Origin of the sequence: Microcoleus sp. Z1_A1 (assembly GCF_036700305.1) — a bacterium.
GTDB lineage: Bacteria > Cyanobacteriota > Cyanobacteriia > Cyanobacteriales > Microcoleaceae > Microcoleus.
This window is the reverse complement of record NZ_JAUBOR010000023.1, coordinates 12448-34446: the sequence shown is the minus strand read 5'-3', so window position 1 is coordinate 34446 and position 21999 is coordinate 12448. Positions and strand designations below refer to the sequence as shown.

Sequence of the window (21999 nt, the reverse complement as noted above, 5' to 3'; positions counted from 1 at the left end):
CCTTGCAGCGGAGACACATCCCTTAAGGGAAATTAGGAATAAACTGAAGAAACTGCTTTAAAAACTACTAGCACCTGACAGGCGGGCTTGCGCCCGGAGGTCTGGTTGTGACCCGTCAACGCCAACTTTCAACGCTACGTGTGCCGATCGGTTCGCTGGCTGCTAAAATCCTTGCGAGCAAGGACTTTGGGAGTTGCTGACCGATCGATCCTGCGATCGCGCTGAGTTTGGAGTTGCTGGCTAATAGCATTTAGGATATTCAGCTTGCCTATTTTACTTAATCCAATTACCTAACGGCCTGATCCGCCATATTTTTGGTAATTTTTAGCTTGACCAGACTAAATTGGACAGACACCGCAGTCCTTGGGGCTGCGGGTCCCAGTGTCCAAAATTGTTTAGCTAGCATGGAGTTGTGGGTCTGTTACCATATTAGCTGCAAGTAAAAGGCTGCTTTGTCCGTTGGGACTTTGAAGTTAAAAACATTTACGGTTGCACCGATCGAGCTAAATGGCAGATGCCCCCCGGCAATGCCTTAATTCTTAGAAAATAGTAGATTTTAAGCTGGGATAGTTGAATTATGGAAAAAGCAAACAAGCGTCGTGGGTTGATTACTGTGGTGGTGGTGCTGTCGCTCATCGCTTTTTTGGGATTTTCCCTTGTGCCAATTTTAAACAGTATTCTCCAGGCCAGCCAAGCGCAAAGTCAGTCAACTCCAACGCCTACTCAGACGGCGCAGTCTGGGGAGAAGCAATCAGAGTTGCTGCAAGCTCAGGCGAGGGGATACGAATTGGTTTTGCAGCGGGAACCTGACAACGTAACGGCTTTGCGGGGATTGTTGCAGGTGCGACTGGAGTTGATTGGACAAGGAGTGGGCGACATTAAGGATGCGATCGCTCCTTTGGAAAAGTTGGCTTCGCTGAATCCTGAGACTACTGAATACGGGATTTTGCTGGCTCAGGCTAAGGAACGCACGGGCGATCGCGAAGGGGCTGCTCAGGCTTACAGGTCAATTTTAGCGTCTAGGCCTGGGGAAATTAAGGCTTTGCAGGGGTTGGTGAATTTGCTGCTGGTGCAGCAGCGGCCCGAAGCTGCGATCGGACTGCTGCAAGATACGCTCAAGGCAGCTCCGGCTGCAAATCTGGCGAAACCGGAAAGTGTGGATGTAACTTCAGTGCAGTTGATTTTGGGACAGGTTTATGCTGTGCAGAAGCGCTACGAGGAGGCGATCGCAATTTACGACGAATCTGCTAAGGCTAATCCCAAAGATTTTCGCCCGACTTTAGGAAAGGCGATCGTGTTTCAGGAACAGGGCAAAACAGATGAGGCAAAAACGCTGTTCGATCGAGCTACTGAGTTAGCTCCTCCTAACTATAAAGACCAAATTAATCAGTTAGCTAGTGGCACTCCTTCGCGTTCTCCTGGGGCTACGACGACTCCCGAACCGGCTGCTTCTCCTAGTCCAGAAGGTGCGCTACCTAAACCTTAAGGAAAGTTTTAAGTAAAAGAGTTTTGAGTGGTCAGTGAAAGAGTTTGAAGTTAAAAACTTAATCGTTTAAAATCAAAACTATTCGCTTTCTTCTTCATTACGCAGGACTTACGAAAAGAAACCCGGTTTCTACGAGAAATCTTGGTTGAACGACGACAGATACAGGTCGAAACCGGGTTTATAAGTCCTCACGCCCAGTGTCCTTTTACCGATTACCAATTACTAATTACCAATTAGGTAAGACCTCGGAGGGAATTATGACCCAAAGCGTTGACCGCGTTGTTCTACCTCCTGCTTTTCCAGACCACACTCAATTACCAGACTCCGACGGTATTTTTGTTAAAAATTTTCAGGAGCATCCGCAAAGTTTAATTTTAACAGATTCGATCTGGCCAATTATGCAGGCACGGCATCCTGACGGACAATATGCGATCGGTCAAGACTGCGGCATTTACTGGCGAGAAACCGAGCCGCCGGAAAAAGGTGCAGAAGCTCCTGATTGGTTTTATGTTCCCAATGTACCTCCTAATTTAGACGGTCATTCGATTTTAGATTTTAGATTTTAGATTTTGGATTGACCCCACGGATAAATTCGGGGGCTTGAGGATTTTAGATTTTAGATTTTGGATTGATTCCACGGATAAATCCGGGGGCTTGTACCATCAAGAAATTCTTGGTCAAATTCGCCGTTCCTACGTGCTGTGGCGAGAACACATAGCACCATTAATTGCTTTGGAATTTGCTAGCGGGAACGGGGATGAAGAGCGCGATTCCCTTCGGGATAGCTTCGCTTCACGTACTCCTTTATCTCGCACCGATGAAGGGCTAGTCACTAAACCTGGAAAGTTTTGGGTTTACGAGCGGGTGATGCGAATTCCCTATTACGGCATCTATGAAATTAACAGCGGTCGATTAGAAGTTTATCGGTTGATGGAGGGGTATTATCAACTGTTAGAACTCAATCAACGCGGTCATTTTCCCATTGCACCTTTAGGCGTAGAATTGGGACTTTGGCAAGGCAGTTATCAAAATCAAACCCTGCTTTGGCTGCGGTGGTGGGATGAGGAAGGTAATTTACTGTTGATTGGCGATGAAAGAGCACAATTAGAGAGATTGCGAGGGGAGCAACAGCGGGAAAGAGCCGAGAGTGCAGAACAGGCACGACAAGCTGAATTTCAGGCAAGAAGGGATGCAATTCCCCGCTTGTTGGGAATGGGATTGAGTGCCGAACAAGTGGCGCAGGCGTTAAGTTTATCCGTGGAGGAAGTAACGGAGAATACTGGAGAGTGAGATAGTGAGAGAGAATTGGCGAAAAGGGCGATCGGTCTTAATAGACTTCATCATGAGAACCCATTTTGAGCAATAAAATAGCTTCCTCCTCATCTTCTGGATCGGTCACAAACTCAAATAAAATCCGATAATCATAATCTATTGAACACGACCAGATACCCGATAAATCTCCTGTCAGTTTGTGAGTTCGCAAGCTGGGGTTAAAGCAGTCTTCAGACAAAAGTTCAAGCGTAGCTTCAATTAAAAGGCGAAGCTGAGGATTTTTACGAACTAACTTTTTGAAAGTACGAATAGATTTGGGAGTCCAACCAATTTTCATCAATCATCCAACTCCGCCATAAAATCGGCTACCGACCCAAATTTAACATTGCCCTCAGCATACTCTTGACGAACTTCTGCCACTTCCTTGAGTAATTCATTTCGTCGCTGTTGTCGCAGACGATTCTGAAGAATATCTAGAAGCATGGCTTGATCTTCTAATGATAAAACTTCTACAGCTTCAAGAGCTTGCTGGAATTGAGATGTCTGTGTCGTTTTACTCATATTTTTTTTCTACTTATAATCACGATATTTTGTATTTGTTTTAGCAAGACTTATCCTAAGCTAGCATTTTTTAGTTGTGATGTGGAGAAATCCTGAGACGACTTTCAAAAGGAACACATTAGGTGTGAACGGCCCGCCCTACAAATTAATACCACATTTGCATCTTCTACAATCGCTTCTCACCCGTGCATCCTAAAGCAATCTACAAGGCGAGCTTACTCAGTAGTCACATAGAGCTTTACGAACCTCGATTTCTTCAGCAGCGATTTCGATGGCTTCGGGAACCCTTTGTTTATCGATAATGCCTGCATCAATGAGTGCATCAACGATCAAAGCCGCTAGCTGCTCGCTTGTTAAAGTTGATTTGGCTTCTTCGTTCTTAAATTCCTTTTCGGGAAGTTCGCGCATTGTTTTCTTTATCCTCTTTTTTTGCTGTTTAAAATTAGTAAGGTGGGCATCGCCCACCCGTACAAATTAATACTTCCTCTCCTGCGGCTCAAACATCGTAATCGCCACCGGCATATAAGCTAAATCAATCCCCGCAGGGGAATAATACGCCAGCGTATGCTTCAAAAACTTCTCATCATCCCGCTGCAAAAAATCTTCCCGCGAATGAGCTCCCCGACTTTCCTGCCGATTCAAAGCAGAAGTTAAAATCATTTTTCCGACAATTATCAAACTCCGCAACTCCAAAGCTTCCACAATTTCCGTATTCCATAACTTGCCTTTATCGTCTAAGTAAACCTCCTCATATTGTCGCTCTAAATCCTCCAATTTCTTTAAACCTTCCTGCATCAATTCGGCGCTACGAAATACACCACAATACTCAGTCATAGTATCTTGATACTGCTGCCGCACTTGATTGATTCGGTATTTTCCGGGACGCTCTACAAGTGCCTGAATTTGCTCTTTTGCTTCCGTAATATAACGCTGTTCGTCTACAGCAGGCAACTTGCGATTTTGTACAAATTGTGCTATGGTTGCGCCAGTAACTTTGCCATAAACGACGCATTCTAAAAGCGAGTTGCTGCCCAAACGGTTGGCGCCGTGAACCGAGACGCAAGCTGCTTCGCCGGCGGCAAAGAAACCGTCTACTAAACTGTCAGGACTGCTGCGAACTTGCCCGCTAACATTAGTAGGAATTCCCCCCATTGAATAGTGAACCGTAGGGCGCACGGGCATCGGCTGATTTACGGCATCAATTCCTAACAAACGGTGGGCTTCTTCCCAAGCAAAAGGAATTTTGCTCATAATTTTTTCGCGTCCCATGTGCCGCAAATCGAGGTAGATAAAGGGGCCGCCGGCACTACCATCAACATTAATTCCTCGACCGGCGCGAATTTCTATGGAAATTGACCGCGAGGTGATATCTCTGGGCGCTAATTCCATCCGCGACGGGGCATAATTGGCCATAAATCGATCGCCCTCTGAATTAATCAAATAAGCACCTTCGCCCCGCACAGCCTCGGAAATCAACACTCCCACCGGATACAAACCAGTCGGGTGAAACTGCACGAATTCCATATCTTCCAGCGGCAATCCCGCCATAGCAGTCATCGCCAAACCGTCTCCGGTGGAGGCGTAATCGTTCGACGTGGTATTGTAAACTCGGCCGTAACCCCCCGTAGCAAACATCACCGCCTTAGCGCGCACGACCTCAATTTGACCGTCTAGCAGGCTGTACATAACTACGCCCTTGGCTTGGCCTTCTTCCAAAATCAGGCGCGTAACATACCACTCCTGATAGATGTGAACTCCGTTACGGCGCAGATTGTTGACTAATTCGTGGAGGATGGCGTGACCGGTTTTGTCGGCGGCGTAGCAGGTGCGGCGGTGGGAATGTCCGCCGAAAGCGCGCTGGGCAATTCGGCCGTCTGGGAGGCGGGAGAAGAGGACTCCCATGTGTTCTAAATCTATGACTACACCGGGGGCTTCGCGGGTGAGGATTTCTACCGCGTCTTGGTCGGCTAAATAGTCTGAACCTTTTACTGTGTCGAAGGCGTGGGCTTTCCAACTGTCTTCGGGATCGACATTTTGTAGGCTGGAGGCCATGCCGCCTTGGGCTGCGACGGAGTGCGATCGAATCGGGTGAGTTTTAGCGACGACAGCTACCTTTAAACTGGGGTCAGTCCGGGCAATTTCTACTGCGGCGCGGCAACCTGCTAAACCGCCGCCTACAATGATTACGTCGTGTTCTAGCATCTTTTTGAATTATTTTGAGTGTTCTGCTCAACTTATGGTGACGCAAAAAAAAACTTCCCACCAAAAGAGCAGGAAGTTTTTTAACTTTTGATTTGAATGGGAAATCAAAAGTTAAAATTTCACATTGGACTAGCCGGCGCTTTCGACAGGCTGCTGATTGGACTGATTTCCCGTTGCAGAAGGTTGAGTTTCCGTACCGGGTTCTACAGCAAGCACTTCAATGTTATTTAGCAGAGTTGTAACGAAAGCAAACAGCAAGAAGGGCAGAGACAGCACTAAAATCAAGCCGACGGTAGCCAAGGCGAAGATTTGGCGGGCGCTACTCCACAAGGCGAGTGCCGACGCTAGACTTAGGAAGATGACTATCAGCCAAACAATGATTTGACCGTAAATGTCGCCAAAGGTGAGCGTACATTTAAGGCGATAGTTTTGGATGTTATTCATTTGATGCCTCGCGAGATTGCTATTACGACTTGTCCAAAAATACTTTGACAGTGTGTCAATGGCCACTGTAAATTTCTAAGTTTAGCTGCCGCAACCTGGTTTTAGGGCTGTTTTAAACATTTTTATAGAAGTTTGCAACAACACTTTATGAATTTTTGTTTCTGACTGGGAAATTTGGCCGAAACAAGACTTACGCACTCCGACAAAGAAACCGGGTTTTTTACTGTTTTGGCGGGCTGTAACGCGTCTTTTCGCAAAAAACCCGGTTTCTGGCAACCCCTGCGTCCAGGACTAAGCTGTTCTGAATCTAAATCGTATTTTTTGTGCGGGCTATAAGCCCAACCCCTACTCCCCACAAGAACTTTATCAAATTTTAGTTCACAGTTTAAATGTCCAACAGCTTACGAAACAAAGGCACAAGGGGAAAGTCTACTTTTTGAGGGAGCCCCGACTTGGTAAAGAAATGTTAAGCTGCGTGGAAATGGAATCAACCTTTATAGCGTCGCACCTGTCTTTTCGCCCATGTCTTCAGAGAGCAAATTGCTGATTTCGCGCTGTTTCCTGGCTGGTTTGGGAACGCAGATGTTTATGTACCGCGAAGACCGGATTCCCCAAGAGAGTCCGGTTCTGGTGGTGAGCAATCACCGCAGTTTCTTAGATCCTGTGCTGCTGACGGCGGCTTTGGGTCGATCGATCCGCTTTGCTTGTCATCATTACATGGGTCAAGTTCCGGTGATGAGGGAAGTGGTCACGACTTTCGGCGCTTTCCCCTTGGAAGCACCGGAACACCGACAGCAGCATTTTTTCTCTCAAGCAACAGCGCTACTGCAAGGCGGGGAGATGGTGGGGGTGTTTCCAGAGGGTGCAGAACCGATGGTGAAGCTGACTGGCCCGAATACTGTGGGGAAGTTTCAGCGGGGATTTGCTCATTTGGCTTTGCGGGCGCCGGTGCGGGATTTGGCAGTTTTGCCGGTGGCGATTAGTTCCTTTGAGGAACAGTCAATACGATCGGGTGTACCGCTGAAGTTGTTGAGTTTGTTCGATCCTTCGGAACCGCTGTTCGATCGATCAGGGTGGCATCCTGTGATAATTTATCAGCGAGTTAATGTTTTAATCGGCCGGCCTTATTGGATTACTGTCGAGAGACAGCAGCAATATCAAGGCAAAAAAGCCAAAGCAGTTGTTGCTGAACTCACCAACCACTGTCAGGGGGAAATTGCCGAATTACTCCAACGAGGTTGTTTGTAAGTTTGTTGACTGTTGACTGTTGACTGTTAACTATTGGCTGGTGTCAGCTTTCCAATCTAAAATCTAAAATCTAAAATCTAAAATCGATTGACTTGAATCATGGCAAATGCTAACAACAAGGTTCGTTTCCTAACCCCCAAACCCCCGAAACCCGATCGCCCTTTATTTGTATTTCTGCCCGGTATGGACGGGGGCGGTTTGCTGCTGCGCTCCCAAATTCCTAAATTAGCCAATCATTTCGACATTCGTTGCTTAACTATACCGGCTGACGACATGGCTAGTTGGGAGGTACTTGTTAGCGAAACAATTGCCTTAATTGAAGCAGAAAAGCAAGCCGGAAAGCCGAAGCGGCCGGTTTATCTGTGCGGCGAGTCATTTGGGGGCTGTTTAGCGATGAAAGTTGTGTTAGAAGCTCCTCAATTGTGCGATCGATTAATTTTAGTCAATCCAGCTTCTTCGTTTCGACAGCAGCCTTGGGTGCAGTGGGGCTCGTATCTGACTCAGTGGCTGCCGGCCAACCTTTATCCGCTGTCGGTAATCGGTTTATTGCCGATATTAGCATCATTAGGAAAGATTGGGCGCGACGATCGCCGCGCTTTGCTAGAAGCGATGCAAGCAGTACCGCAAAACACGTCTGTGTGGAGATTGGCGTTAGTGCGATCGTTTAATGTTGACGAAAATCAGTTGCGCGGTATCAAACAGCCGACGTTAGTAATTGCTAGCGGTGCCGATCGGCTGCTGCCTTCTTTAGCAGAAGCGAAGCTTTTAGTCAAGGTAATTCCCAAAGCTGAAATGGTGCTGCTGGCTAACAGCGGTCATGCTTGTTTGTTAGAAACAGATGTTAACCTTTATGGGATTATGCAAGCTCGCAATTTTTTGACAAAATCCGAAGAAAATCTGTCATTAGTCAATAGTCATTAGTCATGGGGCATGGGGCATGGGGCATTGGGCATCTCCGAAAAACAATCTTATCGGCATCAGCAATTAGCAATTAAGTAGATGAGTGGGAAAATACATAAGTATGTCATAGCTGCATGAAACGAAGTGAAACGAAGCAATCGCAATGGTTCTGGCAGATTTACATTCCGTTACCTAGCGAGGTTTCTTTGCGCCTACCTACTTAATACCTCTTGGATGTCGATGGTCAGGAACTGCAATAATAGCTTCAATTAAGTTCAGAGACTGTTGGCGAATTAAAAAAGGGTAATACCCCTCATAGGTAAAATGTAGATAGTGTAGGTTGGGTAGAGCGCGAGCGAAACCCAACTCTTTTAAAATAATGTGTTGGGTTTCGCTGACGCTCTACCCAACCTACTACATCTATGTGAGAAACACCGCGAGTGCTGGTTTTAGAGGTGAGGGGTGAAACCCTATGTGAATTCGCCAACAGTCTCTTAAGTTCATTAGCGATACACCGAGTTAGGATAGTATTTGCGATCGGGTCTGACCCGATCGCAAATACTATGATACATTGCTTTTTCAAGCCTATGCCTTTAGATGTGCGCTTCCTGACGTAATTCTTTATCCCTGCGTCGCACGTACACGAACAGATCGACTAAACCCAGGTATATCATCCCTTCCTATATTGCTTACTCTTGCCGGAATTATATACACGCTTCTGGATATACATTGTTCCGTGGGGGTAGCCTTTAATCTTTCCATTTTTATGTCACTTGAGTTGGAACTTGCCATATAAATCAATATTAGGGAACCCGGTAAGTTATCAGTTGTCTGGAAGCAAATCGTCATATTGCTCCTATTTTGTGGCTTAAAATCGACATCCTCTTGAAGACCGAGAGTCTTCTCTCCTAATAAAATTTTTTGTGCTAAGGCTGTACTGGCGAAACTAAAAGAGATGCCAACAGCAGCCATTAAAACTGCTGGTAGTTTTTTGACAATGCTCATACGACAATACCTCGTTTGTTGAAATTTAGGTTGATTAGTGGTTTTTTCTTCCCACATCTTTTAGACGTTTTCCCACCGCAATTTGGGAATTTTTCGAGTTACAGGCAAATTTTCTCTCCCAAAACCCACACTCAACCCCTCTAACCCTTTCCCAGATTGCTTTTGGGCTGCTGCAAAATTTTCTCGACTTCCCCACGCGCCGCCCAACCTATCAGCTACGCCCTTGGGTTTACCTGGGGGATGCTACGCTTTTGCGATCTCACTCAATCCCATCATCTTCTGTGATCGCCCTCCAGCTTACGGCATCGTAGACATTGCACTGACAATTGAGAAGGTGCGTTACGAAGAGAGCGATCGCACCCTATAAGAGAAGTGCGATCAAACTGTCCTTACCCGCCGCAGGTATCGATCTTTTCAGTTCTTAACCTTTTCGTGTATAAAAAGTTATCGCAAAGAATAGGTCATTGTAATCATAATTTGGATCATTTGGATCTGTAGCAGAATCTTCGCATGCGTACTGGAATGTTGATACTAAAGTGGTTGCTTCATCATCATCAAGGTTTGCGCTATCTGTTATGTACGAAATACAGTTACCAAAGGTTAAGGTATATTTTTGCACCTTCCCATTGGATTTAGGAGGAGTAATAAAAGAACCAGTCACAGACTTAGATAAATCTATACTCTGGATTTCAGTATCTATATATACATGACCATCCTCGTCTTCCAGCTTGATTGTATGCGACTTCTCACTTTGAGCAGTAGCGTACCAGCTAACAGCTTCGCTAGGCTTGATTCTTAATACATCGGTATTGCATTGTATAATCCGAGACATAATTAGTTCTTGCTCCGTAGGTTTACTGCGTATGTTGACAACTGGAAATTTGAAACCCTTGCTGCGCATCGATGGCAGAATTTAAAGGTAATTTTCCTGTTCATCCTCATTTATTAGACGTTTCCCCACCCCAATTTGGGATTTTTTCGAGTTACAGGCAATTTTTCTCCCAAAAAATACACTCTCAACCCCTAGAACCCTTCCCCTTCTTACCCTTCAAGCGCAGCAAACTCTTCTCAACCTCCCCACGCGCTGGATACAACAACTGCTGACTCAAAGCACTTTCATAAGCCTGTATCGCCCCCAACGGATCTTTCAACCCCACCAAGGCTCTCCCTAACCAGTAGTCAGCCATAGCCGGGTTAAACGCTCTCAATTCCTGACATCCCTCACCGGCAACTTTCCACCAGCGCTGACTAGCCCCAACATCCCCCAGCACCTGGTAACTCTCCGCCAGCCACAGCGCCGTCGGTACGAATTGCAGAGAAATTCCCGCTGGTAACAACTTCCATCCTTTCTCCAACGCCTCCACCGCTTCTTGATGTTTAAGAGCCAAAGCCAACACCCGCCCATGACGAAACCAAGCATCAACTAACTGCGGCTGAAGTTTTGTGCCCTGCTCAGAAACACTACATCCTCGTTCAATCTCTTTGAAGTGTTCCACCAACACCCGCCCCGCAGTCGCCCAAACACTCCAACGTTCAGGAAATCGTTTCAGCATCTGTTCTACCACAAAACGCAATTCTTCCCAGCGTTTGGCAGCCGGTAAAATTTCACACAAGACCTGATAAATTGCACAATTATCGGGATACAGTTGATAAGCATTCGCCATCATCTGTGCTGCTTTTTGATAGTCTCCCGTGTCGTATAAGCACCTGCCATAGTAATACCAACCATAAGGATGATTGGGGTGTTGGGCGGTAAACTCTGCTAACACCTCCACACCTTGCCGCCAATCGCCTCGGAAGATGTGATAATAGCCCAGAGAATTGTGAGCCTCAGCCCCATGAGGAGTTTGTAGCAGTAAAGAGGTAATCATCTTTTTCGTCAGTTTCCCCTCTTCACCAGAAACTAATCTCATCTGAAGACGTTGCTCAATTTGTCGTTGCAGTACCCTAAAATCATTCGGAAATAGAGCTATAAGCTCGCTCAACAGCTCTGTTGCGGCGCTCATATCCCCCACCGCCAGATTCGCATCTTGGCTGTAAATCAACGCCACAACATCATCTGGGTTGATTGCCAAAATTGGCTCCACAGCACTGATCACGCCAAGATGATTTTCTATCTGCTGATACACCTGTATCAAAGCGAGCCGGTGAACGACTTTTTCAGGTTCTAAATGAGTTGCTAAATTAAAGGCAATAATTGCTTTGTCACTCTCACCCCGACAAACTGCAATCAATCCCTTGATATGATGCTGAGTCGCTTCGTTTTCGTAACACGACAAGGCTTTTTCATAGACTTCTATTGCCTCTTTTTCTCGTTTCATTAGCTGCAATAGTTTCCCTAGTTGCAGCCGCACACCCATTAATTGCGCTTGTCGCTCAATCACTTGATGATATTCGACAACCGCTTGTTGCCAGTCTCCCATCTGGTAAAGCAAATTAGCTAGTTCTAACCTTTTTTTCCATCCTTGGGGATATTTCTGAACATACTTACTTAAAGTGTTCAATTTCTGCTCTTGTCTAATTGGCTTTTCTTCTAAGAAAAAGTGAACATTCATCTCTAGCCCAGAAGATTGGCAGAACTGCACCAATGATGTGGCAAAGTATCCAGACATAATTTAGACTGGCTATAGATAAGGGGAAATAAAATAATTTACGTTAATCCGATTATGTCTTAGTTACTCAAACTAAACAAGCTATAAAAGATTAATTGTTAGCAAGGAAAATCAATGCGATCGCGTCAATCAATGGCTCTCTCGTAAACAAAAAGCGATATCTACAACGGGCGTTGCCTACGCACTCCGAAAAAAAGCGATCGCGCCCTTCGTCGAGTGGGCAAGATCGCTTTTTCTTCAATTTTTTGAACACTGAAATGGAGCAGCACTAAGTTGGTAATGTCCCCAAAGTCAAAGAGATTTCACTCTCACGCATTATGGATTATTTTACCTTTACATTTTTCTGGCTTCATCAAATATCTTGTCTAGCTCCTCGGAGTCCTTACGGTTGGCAGATTCCCCTGTATCGTCTGCCCAAATTGTTAGCATTCTAAAACATAGCTTAACTGATAACACTTTTTGAGTGTTGCAGTAATCAAATAATCTTGTCTTCCTGTCTGCTGGATTCTTCCATATCTCGTCAAATGATTTGAACGTGGCATATCCCCCAGGTACTTTACTCAGCATATCCCTGAACTGACCAGCAATTAAATAAGTATCTGGTGTTAAATTTAACTGCCTAGACGGAATACTTTCCACAGGAAGCTTTACCGTGTCTGACTGAAACTTTTCAGAGGTAATCGAGTTGGTAGCAGCAAAGCCGCTGACTGATGTAGATGACCACAGGAGACTTGCCACGAGTGCGATCTGGATTTTGCGGGATGTACTCATTTTTTGTTAAGAAAGATGTAACTAATGCCTAGACTCTAAGCGGTTTGATCTGACCGCTTATTTATTAGTTAGACGTTTTCCCACCCCAATTTGGGAATTTTTCGAGTTACAGGCAAATTTTCTCTCCAAAAATCTCCCCTCAACCCCTAGAACCCTTGCTCATCTTACCTTTTGGCTGCTGCAACATCTTCTCAACTTCCCCACATGCGGGATAAACAACGGCTGACTCAACGCACTTTCATCTCCAGACTGGAAGGGTAGTAGAGATGTAGGAATGATGGGTTGACACTCCCCGGCCTTGAAGGCGCGGGGATTCTTGGATCATCCAGTCGATTTGCTTGTTGATGTCACCACCAGCGAGTAGAGATCGGTCTGTCCCCCAGCGTGAATTCCGGCGTGCCCCGCCGTATTTAAATTAAATTTTGCCTGCTTTAACCCTTTCGCCAAAATGTTCAACGCAGCATTGTGGTCGCGATCCAATATCGTACCGCAACCACAAATATGGGTTCGAGTTGACAGGGTTTTCTTGACTAGATTGCCGCAATTTGAACAGTTCTGAGAGGTGTACTGTGGTGGAACAGCAATGACTGTTTTGCTGTACACTTTCCCGAAATATTCCAAATAATGATCAAGTTAGTGACCAGGCTGCATCGCTGATTGATTTAGCGAGCTTGTGGTTTTTAACCATATTCCGAACCTGAAGGTCTTCGTAGGCTACAAAATCGTTAGATTTTACCGCGCACAACGCCGTCTTTATGGCGAAGTCTTTACGCTGCCTGCTGACTTTCCGGTGTTTTCTTCCTAACTTGTTGATCGCCTTTTTCCGGTTCTTGGAACCTTTCTTTTTCCGAGAAACTCGCTTCTGCAATCTCTTCAAAGCTTTTTCACTCTTTCGGAGGTAGCGAGGATTAGGAACTGTTTCGCCGTCGCTATCAGTATAAAAGTGGTTCAATCCCACGTCTATTCCAATAACCTTACCAGTCGGAACAAGTTCCTCTTTCCGCTCCACGTTGATACAGAATTGGGCGTGGTAGCCATCGGCACGGCGCACAATCCTAATTCGTTTAATCTCATCAGGCGCATAAAAATGCAAATCCCGACTACCGATTAACTTGAATCTCCCAGCAGCAAATCCATCTTTAAATGTTAGGCATCTTTTGTCACTAGAAAGCGACCAACCGGACTGCTTGTACTCAACAGAGCGAGTATGTTTCTTGAACTGCGGGTATCCTTTTTTTCCTGGCTTCTTAGCTTTGCAGTTAGCAAAGAAACGCTGGATAGCAAAAATGGCACGTTCGGCGGAAGCCTGACGTGCCGTCGAATTAAGCTTGCCTGCCCATTCAAACTCTTTTGCCATAACGGCGCATTGTTTGTACAGGTCTACTAGCTTAATCCCTTGATTATCTATCCAATGTCTAAGAGTTTTGTTTCGCACAAATTGAGCCGTCCGAATCATGTTGTCGATGATTCGATACTGCTCCGCTTTGCCCTTCAACTTAAACTCTAATACTATCATTTCAATAGTCTACCACTATTACAGAAACTTTGATTTGCAAGTCTGTATCTTTAACGAATCTTCACAGTCTCTGTAATTAAAGCCGTCCTATAAGGACGGGGCTTTAGACCCAATTTCTTGGTAAAGTTTCCAGACATAGTACGGTGACTTGATAGCTAATTTCTTCATCCTGGCTTTTTGGGGGAATTAGTGATTCCCAATTGCATTGGGGTTGAGACTTTTCTGGCAAAGGAATTACCAACTTTAAGGCGGGCGAGGAAGAATTTAGAGGAGTATCATCTTCACCGGCCAGATATTTGGTTAAATGCCTTCGCAGAATACGTCCGGCTTTGGTCACGCATTTGCGGACGTTTTCTTCAGAGCATAGAAAGAGCTTGGCAATATCTTGATAAGATTTATTTTGGTAGTGGTATAAGACAAAAGTATCGCGGAGTCTGGGAGGCAAGGAGTCAATTTTGTGGTAGATATATGCCGGCAATTCCAGGTCTATAAGATTAGGTTCAGTAAATCCTAAGTTAGAATAAAGTGCGGGATAATCTTCAAGTTTAATCTCGTCTATGTTTTCAATTATTAATGTTTCTCGTTTTCGTTTTCGATGGAAATCTATGCAGAAGTTATAGAGAAGTTGAGTTAACCAAGCTTTAGGACATTTAATTTGAATTCCATAGTTTTGCCATTCATTCCAGGCTTTAAGCATTGCCTGACTCAATACTTCTTCGGCATCGAGTGGGTTTGAGTTCATCCACTTGAGACAGCAATGGGAAAGATAATCTTGATGCGCCTGCCATTCTTCCCAAAAAATTGTATTTTTATCTTCAGTTTCATCCCACAGGATTGATGCAGCCACTGATTGAGAAGATGACCTGATTTTTTGAGGTCTATGGCTATTGCTTTCCATTTACATTTACAGGAGATTCCACATTTATGAAGTACACCCGCCTATCTTGACATCTCCCCATGCCTAAAGGCGAGGGGATTCATAAGACCACAATTTAAGTCTTACAGGTGCTGAAAAGTCACCTCTACCAACTCCACTTAGATCGAGTCCAAGTATTGTTGCTACTTTACGACCAATATTTGCACAACCATTGCAATCTGCATTAATTAGCCACCCCTTCGCTGTCCGATATAATCCACGTTTAATTCTTGTTCCCGAAGCTTTCCACCACTCGGATTTTTCGCCGATTTTAGGCAGTTCGTCAGCATCGAGAAAAGAAGTTTTTGAAGTAGAGGATTCTTCGGTTTCGACGAATTTAATTCCGTACTGTTCGCCGAGTTGAGCAATTCTATCTTTTAACCTACGCGTGGGAATCTGAACAAATTTTTGATTGGTATTTGTACCCAGATTTAGCGAATCTTTCTGATGCTTGTTCCATCCAAATATGACTGTACCAATCTTGGATGATATACAATGATCGATAACCTTACGAGCAGCTTTATTAACTGCATCCCGCATTGTTCTATTTCTGCTTTCGGTCAGCCGTTCCAGTCTTTTCGACCAGAATCCATTGTCTTTTCCAGACATCAAGCTTGCCACTCGTTTGTTATAGCCTTGGTTGATGGACTTGAGATGCTTTCCGTCTACGATGAATGAAGTTCCAATATTGCTGACACAAGTTATCCAGTTGTCCATCCCGTGGTCGATCATCAATACATAATCAACGTTGACATCGGATTGAACAGCTTCTTTTTGGTAAACCAATTCTAGATAAAAACATCCGTTTCTGGGTAAAATCCTGTACTCTCGAATCGAAGAATGCTCCTTATTAGATGGCATCGTCAGATAGAACGCATCTATGCCAAACCAAGCTTTAACTTGCTTCCCTAAAGGAAATCGCAACATTCCATCTTTTAATTTGACTGATCTACCTGTAAAAGTTACAAGGGCTAATCCACCTTGTCTGTATCCAGGAAGTCTTGGATGTTGCGTCACTGTCCCTTCTTTGATTCCAGCAAGCCCGCCCAAATAGGATTGGAAAGATTCAGCAACGCTAGTCAGTATCTGCTGTGCGGTATCTGAATAAAAAGCTTTATAATGAATGTTTCGATTGTCCGTTCCTAAAACTTTATGCAGCTTGGCTCTACTCGGTATCCTGCCAGTTTTGAAGAATAGTTGTCTGGCATAATAAGTTCCACAATTAATTAACTTTGAGGCTTCACTACACAAGAATTCTAAGACTGCTTTCAATTCTTTGTCTGGACTAATTAGATTTTGCTGGCATCCATACATTCTGTTTTCCTCCTTGCTCTATATTAGCATAGTATTCTTGATTAAAGGTAAGGATTCAGGTCTAAAAACTTGCGGCTCCAACGCTTGTCTGGCAAGGGTTTTAGGGCAAACTAAGGGTTTTTGTCTTTCGTGGTTAATTGTCAATAAACGAGGATAAGTGACAGTTTTTCGTGGTTTATTGAGAATAGAGATTGATTTAGTATCAAGCTCCATATCTAAAGTCTTTGCCCAGCAAGGAGTTCAGTGACCTGAATCCTTACCCACTGCCTGACAACTAACGACTGAATCCCATCCCCCTTAATTGGGGGATTTTCGTGTCTACAAGTTTTGTCTACAATATGTTGACAGTGTAGACAGATATCAGTTAGTGTAGACAAATACTGTATACAGGTGTCTACAATGAGTCAAAGTCAAGTCGTATCATTCAGGGCTTCTGGTCATTTTCTGAACTGGATAGAAGCTCAGAAGCTAGACAGTGAGTCGCTTAGTCAAGCTGCACAACGCATTCTCAAGGAAGTCTCAGGCACGTCTACAGCGCTGTCTAATTTGTCTACACCTATAGTGTCTACAGTGTCTACAGACTTGTCTACACAAAGTAATGATAGCGTCGTGTCTACAGAAATTGTAGACACTGTAGACAAGGCTGTAGCCGATCGCCTTGACCCGGTGATGGAGCGGATGGCCGCCATTGAGGAACGGCTGGGAAAATTGAGTGCCTGAGTGATGGCAAAGATGAATCACTCAGGCAGGAATTGAAAGCGGCCAACAAGCAGCTTGCAGAATGGGATAAGGAACTGAACCAGTTGCATGAGCGCAATGGTGACTTAGGACTGAAGGTGCAAATGCTGGAGCAAGAACTCAAGGAAGTGCAGCGCGATCGGGAAGAAAGTAAAAACTCGGCTCCGACCGTCGCAGAATTTCCAGAGCCGGCCGACTTGCTCAATCAGTTAAAAGCGCAGCGTAAAAAGTCGAGGGCGGACTTGGCAGATATGGAGGTGGTTTTGGACATATTAGAAAACCATTGGCGCGAAAGTTGAGCGGAAAATGGTTTTTCTTGCTATGCAGTCAACCTGAAACCCTTAACGGACAAGAGAATTGTTAAACGGAGAGGGTGGGATTTGAACCCACGGAACCTTGCGGTTCACCTGATTTCAAGTCAGGCGCATTCGACCACTCTGCCACCTCTCCCGGCGCATAAATTTTATCATACCAGCAAATGTCTCTAACTACAAATAGCTGCAGATTCAGTGCGCCGATAAAGAATTTGTTCTCTTTCTACCGCGAAATCTTCGCCTACCCATACCAGGGACACTTCCGACACTGCTCCATTTTCCAGCAGGACGATCGAGAAATTCCGCAATTTCGAGCACTCTCTCTCCACAATTCGCGGTACGCTGGCCGCATTCAAATACACCGTACCCTCTGCACTCACCTCCAGCGACTTCCGCAACTCGTGCTTTGTGTGCCGCAGTTTGTGGTGCATATGACCAAAAGTTACCAGAGGTATGTGCTTTCCTGTGGTACGAGTTCGATCGATCGCCTCCGCAAAATCCGGGTCGCCCCAATCCCCTCCCAGTGGCTTCCAATCTCGCCCGCAGGGGTCTTCAGGAGCCTCTCCTAACCCCGTCGGGCCCGTGTGACCCAAAAAAATCACATTTTCGCAATCGGCATCCGCCGCAGCCGCTGCAATGCGCCGCGCCGACTCCTCAAAACTTTCTACCCCAAACCACTCCGAGTAAAAATCCCCGTACTTCCACTCCGAGCCCCCCCAAGTAAACGGGCGGCTTCCCACCACAGTTACGCCCAATTCGGGAAAATCCCGTTTCCCGTAACCGACGTGAGCTTCTCCCATTAAATCTAACTGCTGTTTTACCCAATTTTCTTGAGTGCGATCGTAAGGACACTGACTGCGGCCCCACTCAGTCGCCGTGTACCAAGCGTCGTGGTTCCCAAACACCGCTGCTTTCGGAATGTCCAATTGGGCGATCGCCCGCACCACCTCCACCGACTCATTGCCAAAATCCCCCACAAACAGCACCAAATCAACGCCCAGATGCTTCAGGGCCTCGCCGTCTTCAGCTTCCCAGCGATCGTGAACATCCCCAACCACCGCAATTTTGATAGATTTAGCCTCATTCATGTGATTTGCGTTCGTTCGATCGATCCCTTACCGCTTAAAAATTCCTACTAAACTTACCAATTTTCGGCAAATCCAGCCTTCACTAATTATACAGTGCAGCCTCTCCCAGGGAATTTGAGATTTTAGATTTTAGATTTTAGATTTGCTCAGCTTTCTTCATCTTTCACTCCAGGGCGCAAAAATTCTCTCCCCCTTTGACATGAGAAGCGATTGGCCTGAAGTTAAGCCCGTTAATCACCGACTCCAACGCTATAAAACTCAAGCGAGTCGGGACAGAACCCCTAGACTGAATTATTCCTCCCTATCAGGTTCCGCCGACCTTTCTTCATCTTCAATTGCAAATTCGCTGATGTAATCTCGCACGACACGCTCGAAGAACAGGGTGGCCGGTAAGCTCGACCAGTCGCTGTAGTGACCGAAACCATAGCGCAGAGATTCTACCAGTGCAGCAAGGCGATCGGGCTTGTCATTTTCTTGTCGCAAGGTAACAACAATCTCAAGGGGATTGGGAGTTGTCCACTGACCCAAAAACGGCGGTTTGCTTGCGATTTTGTCAACTTTTAATTTAGCTTTATTTAAAAGTTTGCCTTTGGAATCATCAGATTTATTGGCAGCTTCGTCAACTTTTAAATCAGCATTATTTAAAAGTTTGTCTTGAGAATCCTCAGCTTTCTTGGCAGCTACGTTAATTTTTGTTGAGCGATAGCAACTTTGACCGCGTAATTTACCTGGTTTTTCATTTCTTACAGATAGATAAGCAACACAACCCGTTTGATTAGTTGCACTTAGTCGAAATAATCCCTTTACACTAGAGGCTGAAGGAATTTCAAGGGTTGAAGTCAGTTCTTTTTTTGTCCGCGTATCTTCCAGAGAAGTTTCTGTTAAATATCGGACTTTTTTATCTATAATTCCAGGGGCGAGGTCTTGGCGAATCCGAATTATCCGCGCGCCTTTCCATTCTTGCTCCATATGTTCGTGCAAGGGGCTTCCCGACTGGGTTTCAAAATTAATCTGATTTGCATTCATTTTAGAATCGGCAAGCCAAGACCAAAGTTTCACGCAGTTGGAAGAATCGATCGTAACTAATGGTTGATTTCCCTCCTCTACAGAATTGGAAATAATCTGCTTGACAAATTCCATGAAACGATTCCGACGCACATCTTCTTTGTCAGCCAGTTTCACGGGGGAGATTTGGGAAATGAAGGCGATCGCATCAGAAAACTTGCTCCAAGGACTGATTTGTAAACTATTCCTATCATAAGCACAGCACAGTTCGCACTCGCCTGTCTCCACGTTGAGACGCATAGCAATTGGTAAAAATGTCTTCTCAATAGAGCCGCGAGCGCGACCTTTCTGTTTGCGGACGATCGTAATCCCAATAATTTCTTTTGGTCTGGCTTCTTGAGGAGTATCTTTTAGCCATTTGTCAACCTTTTCCTTGACATCATCAATGCGGCCAGAATGAGCCCAAAGTAAGTCTTTTAGGGCCGCTTGCACTCGATGGGAAAAATTATCGAGGTTGAGAATATTTTTGTCCTTAGTTTTTTCAATCGGTAGCAGAAACTGCACGCAAGAACCAGCGATTTTAGCCAGTGCTTGACGGGAGGAGGGTTTATTCACCGAATCATCATGTTTCTTGTCTGGATACCATTCCCGTGCCATTACCAGGCAAAAAGTTCGCTGTTTGCGTAAAGCAAGTTGTTGGACGATCGACTCCCAGGCTTTTATGCGGTTTTGCGATCGCTCTTTCGCTTTCAAATTTGCACCGGGCAATGACTCTCTCGGCCCGTGAGTGTTTGCTGGCAAACGATTAGCCATGAGTTCGATCGCACCACCCCACAGAACTGGAATCATTGCTTGCAGCAGTTTCACTTCGGTTTGACATTGTTCTTCGTAAAAGACAACAAGCAACAGTCTTTCGTTAGGATATAGCCGACGCATAGCTTCCTGGTTTGCCTGAATCATCGCCTTGAGTTCTTTTAATTGACAAACCAATTTAAGGGCTTTTCTGCCTTTTGCAATATTATCTAAATTGATATCAAGGTGTTTAGTGAGCAAGCTGTTTAACTCATTGTCCTCAAAGCTTTCTAGATATTTGGGAGTCAAATCATAGCAGTCGTCTTTTTCGAGAACTTCTAAAGCAGCACCTAACAGAGTAGGCAAATTAATCATGCGTGAAGCTGTATCATCTAATTTGTGGCTTTCACCTCTCTTAAAATTTACAGGATAGTAATTATCAAAAGCTTTAAAACCGATAGGTTCAATAATTTTGGCTATCGACTCAAAAGCTTCTAATTTATCAATCTCCGGTACGCCTGCGTCAATTCCGTGTTTCCCTTCTTGCAATCCGTTGCGGTAAGTTAATACTACTTTACAGCTATCCGTTGAAGCTTTCCCCAAAGCAATTTGGGAACCATCAATATTTTGACCGTTAGGGGTTTTCAGCGGGAGTTTTAGCTTGCCGCGCAATGCTTCAAAATCTTTATCGATCGCCCAAAACCAATTTTTCTTTTTGTCGGGTTGATTTTTCTCAGGTTTTTCGGAATCGGAAAGCACCGTGTAGCGAAAGGTGCGATCGCTATAATCATCAGAAAAGACAAAGCCGCTAATATTTGCTGAGTTATAGCGTGCAGGTTGTAACCCACTTAACCAGCGGCGTTTGGAAACATCTATCTTCAATAAAGGCTGGTGCAAAGAAGGATAGGTTACAACTTCTAAGCGTACCACCAGACTGAATGTTCCTGTAGTGTCGGGTAGAGTAATGGGATCGGTAATCAATTCTGCCATCCCAGTTGTGAGGCTACCACTGCTGGAAATAACCCGCTTCATTGTTCCTAGCTCCTGAAAAATCTCTTTTCCCGCGATCGCACGAGCTGCATAATCGACTAACACGCGATAATCATAATTGTTGCTGTGTTTTGTAGTTCCTGTATTTGGATTCCATTTCCAAGGTAAAACTTGAGACTCAGACGGAGTAATTGTTAACAACTCCTTTCGATCGTGCAAATCTTCCAAACGGTCGATAACTTCCACTAGCCCATCTTCTTTTTCAGCAAAAGGTTTTAGGAAATTTGTTATCCACTCGTTGATAATTGGGCGTAACGCTTTCTGGATATCTTGTGTACTTTCGGAATTTAAGTAAGCAAATGGTTCCGGCTCATTTACACTTTTAGAATTCAACGAATAGTTACTCAAACCTACATTTGACTGAATCCGTGCGGCACTGTCAAGTCCTACTTCTAACAAACCTCGCAGCGAGGCATAAGGGAGATTTTTGATGGCTGAATCGCCCTTGCAAGCAGCTTTTTGGATAGTTGAAAGCTCATGTAAAGCAGATTTTGTCCAACCTAGTGTCAAGCCTTTGACTGTTACTGGCTCGATATTATCTGGCACGGTAAAAGCTAGGGTAATTTCTTTCAGACTCTTATTCGCAAGAGGAATGTAAAGAGTGTCTGAAACCACAGTAGCTTCAGTTTCTTCGTCATCATCGGATTCGATTTCGTCAAAAATGTCGTCGTTCATGGTTGCATCTCCAATAATAGTGGTTTCCTTTATAGTCCTGGACGCATGGGGGCCAGAAACCGGGTTTTTTTACGAAAATATTTCGTTACA

General features: G+C 45.0%; 20 protein-coding genes, 1 tRNA gene and 3 pseudogenes. 8 read left to right on the top strand and 16 right to left on the bottom strand.

The window, feature by feature from the left end; translation table 11 throughout:
- Positions 1–115: 115 nt before the first annotated feature.
- Complete coding sequence (locus tag QT973_RS16365; RefSeq protein WP_333056252.1) at positions 116–250, bottom strand: hypothetical protein; 135 nt, start codon at positions 248–250, stop codon at positions 116–118.
- Positions 251–577: 327 nt separating this feature from the next.
- On the opposite strand from QT973_RS16365, the gene QT973_RS16360 reads away from it, so the two are divergent.
- From QT973_RS16360 to QT973_RS16350, 3 genes and pseudogenes are all read left to right on the top strand, one after another.
- On the top strand, positions 578–1486 hold the full coding sequence (locus tag QT973_RS16360) for a tetratricopeptide repeat protein (protein ID WP_333210412.1): 909 nt from the start codon (positions 578–580) through the stop codon (positions 1484–1486).
- Positions 1487–1743: 257 nt separating this feature from the next.
- A pseudogene (locus tag QT973_RS16355) lies at positions 1744–2022 on the top strand (Uma2 family endonuclease); the annotation flags it as partial.
- A 139-nt stretch (positions 2023–2161) separates the two neighbouring features.
- Positions 2162–2776: pseudogene (locus QT973_RS16350) on the top strand (Uma2 family endonuclease); the annotation flags it as partial.
- A gap of 37 nt (positions 2777–2813) precedes the next feature.
- On the opposite strand, the gene QT973_RS16345 reads toward QT973_RS16350, so the two are convergent.
- The 5 genes from QT973_RS16345 to QT973_RS16325 form a co-directional block, all read right to left on the bottom strand.
- Positions 2814–3095, bottom strand: a complete 282-nt coding sequence (locus tag QT973_RS16345; protein WP_172191064.1) for a type II toxin-antitoxin system RelE/ParE family toxin — start codon at positions 3093–3095, stop codon at positions 2814–2816.
- Positions 3095–3319, bottom strand: a complete 225-nt coding sequence (locus QT973_RS16340) for a hypothetical protein (RefSeq protein ID WP_096831014.1) — start codon at positions 3317–3319, stop codon at positions 3095–3097. The genes QT973_RS16345 and QT973_RS16340 overlap by 1 nt, the downstream gene beginning before the upstream one ends.
- Positions 3320–3538: 219 nt before the next feature.
- Complete coding sequence (locus QT973_RS16335; protein ID WP_333210409.1) at positions 3539–3784, bottom strand: hypothetical protein; 246 nt, start codon at positions 3782–3784, stop codon at positions 3539–3541.
- A 9-nt stretch (positions 3785–3793) separates the two neighbouring features.
- Positions 3794–5521: a succinate dehydrogenase/fumarate reductase flavoprotein subunit gene (locus tag QT973_RS16330; RefSeq protein WP_333210408.1), complete on the bottom strand. Its 1728-nt coding sequence runs from the start codon at positions 5519–5521 to the stop codon at positions 3794–3796.
- Between the two features lie 129 nt (positions 5522–5650).
- Positions 5651–5965: a hypothetical protein gene (locus QT973_RS16325; RefSeq protein WP_333056259.1), complete on the bottom strand. Its 315-nt coding sequence runs from the start codon at positions 5963–5965 to the stop codon at positions 5651–5653.
- Positions 5966–6487: 522 nt separating this feature from the next.
- Between QT973_RS16325 and QT973_RS16320 the strand changes: the two genes are divergently transcribed.
- Together QT973_RS16320 and QT973_RS16315 are read left to right on the top strand one after the other, a co-directional pair.
- Positions 6488–7213: a lysophospholipid acyltransferase family protein gene (locus QT973_RS16320; RefSeq protein ID WP_333056260.1), complete on the top strand. Its 726-nt coding sequence runs from the start codon at positions 6488–6490 to the stop codon at positions 7211–7213.
- 99 nt (positions 7214–7312) lie between these two features.
- Entirely contained in the window at positions 7313–8134 is an 822-nt protein-coding gene (locus tag QT973_RS16315; protein ID WP_333056261.1) for an alpha/beta hydrolase, read from the top strand.
- 600 nt (positions 8135–8734) lie between these two features.
- On the opposite strand, the gene QT973_RS16310 is transcribed toward QT973_RS16315, so the two are convergent.
- The gene (locus QT973_RS16310; protein WP_333056262.1) at positions 8735–9118 is read right to left on the bottom strand and encodes a hypothetical protein; all 384 of its coding nucleotides are present in this window, start codon (positions 9116–9118) and stop codon (positions 8735–8737) included.
- Positions 9119–9200: 82 nt separating this feature from the next.
- On the opposite strand from QT973_RS16310, the gene QT973_RS16305 reads away from it, so the two are divergent.
- On the top strand, positions 9201–9485 hold the full coding sequence (locus QT973_RS16305; RefSeq protein ID WP_333056263.1) for a hypothetical protein: 285 nt from the start codon (positions 9201–9203) through the stop codon (positions 9483–9485).
- Between the two features lie 54 nt (positions 9486–9539).
- Here the strand turns inward: QT973_RS16305 and QT973_RS16300 are convergent, their stop codons facing one another.
- The 6 genes and pseudogenes from QT973_RS16300 to QT973_RS16275 form a co-directional block, all read right to left on the bottom strand.
- Positions 9540–9950, bottom strand: a complete 411-nt coding sequence (locus QT973_RS16300; protein WP_333056264.1) for a hypothetical protein — start codon at positions 9948–9950, stop codon at positions 9540–9542.
- A gap of 184 nt (positions 9951–10134) precedes the next feature.
- Positions 10135–11730, bottom strand: a complete 1596-nt coding sequence (locus QT973_RS16295; protein WP_333272214.1) for a tetratricopeptide repeat protein — start codon at positions 11728–11730, stop codon at positions 10135–10137.
- Positions 11731–12063: 333 nt separating this feature from the next.
- A complete protein-coding gene (locus QT973_RS16290) occupies positions 12064–12501 on the bottom strand; it encodes a hypothetical protein (protein ID WP_333056266.1) in 438 nt (145 codons plus the stop codon).
- A 321-nt stretch (positions 12502–12822) separates the two neighbouring features.
- A pseudogene (locus QT973_RS16285) lies at positions 12823–14017 on the bottom strand (RNA-guided endonuclease InsQ/TnpB family protein).
- Between the two features lie 103 nt (positions 14018–14120).
- A complete protein-coding gene (locus QT973_RS16280; RefSeq protein ID WP_333056271.1) occupies positions 14121–14864 on the bottom strand; it encodes a sigma-70 family RNA polymerase sigma factor in 744 nt (247 codons plus the stop codon).
- Positions 14865–14978: 114 nt separating this feature from the next.
- Positions 14979–16247 carry a transposase gene (locus QT973_RS16275; RefSeq protein ID WP_333234283.1) on the bottom strand — a complete coding sequence of 423 codons (1269 nt, stop codon included), beginning with the start codon at positions 16245–16247 and terminating at the stop codon, positions 14979–14981.
- 399 nt (positions 16248–16646) lie between these two features.
- On the opposite strand from QT973_RS16275, the gene QT973_RS16270 reads away from it, so the two are divergent.
- Together QT973_RS16270 and QT973_RS16265 are read left to right on the top strand one after the other, a co-directional pair.
- A complete protein-coding gene (locus tag QT973_RS16270) occupies positions 16647–16967 on the top strand; it encodes a hypothetical protein (RefSeq protein WP_333056273.1) in 321 nt (106 codons plus the stop codon).
- Positions 16968–16999: 32 nt separating this feature from the next.
- Positions 17000–17284: a flagellar alpha dynein gene (locus QT973_RS16265; protein WP_333056274.1), complete on the top strand. Its 285-nt coding sequence runs from the start codon at positions 17000–17002 to the stop codon at positions 17282–17284.
- Positions 17285–17350: 66 nt separating this feature from the next.
- Here the strand turns inward: QT973_RS16265 and QT973_RS16260 are convergent.
- From QT973_RS16260 to QT973_RS16250, 3 genes are all read right to left on the bottom strand, one after another.
- Positions 17351–17435 (bottom strand) — tRNA-Ser (locus tag QT973_RS16260).
- A 34-nt stretch (positions 17436–17469) separates the two neighbouring features.
- A complete protein-coding gene (locus QT973_RS16255; protein WP_333056275.1) occupies positions 17470–18387 on the bottom strand; it encodes a TIGR04168 family protein in 918 nt (305 codons plus the stop codon).
- 291 nt (positions 18388–18678) lie between these two features.
- Positions 18679–21909 carry an RNaseH domain-containing protein gene (locus QT973_RS16250; protein ID WP_333212678.1) on the bottom strand — a complete coding sequence of 1077 codons (3231 nt, stop codon included), beginning with the start codon at positions 21907–21909 and terminating at the stop codon, positions 18679–18681.
- Between the last annotated feature and the right edge of the window lie 90 nt (positions 21910–21999).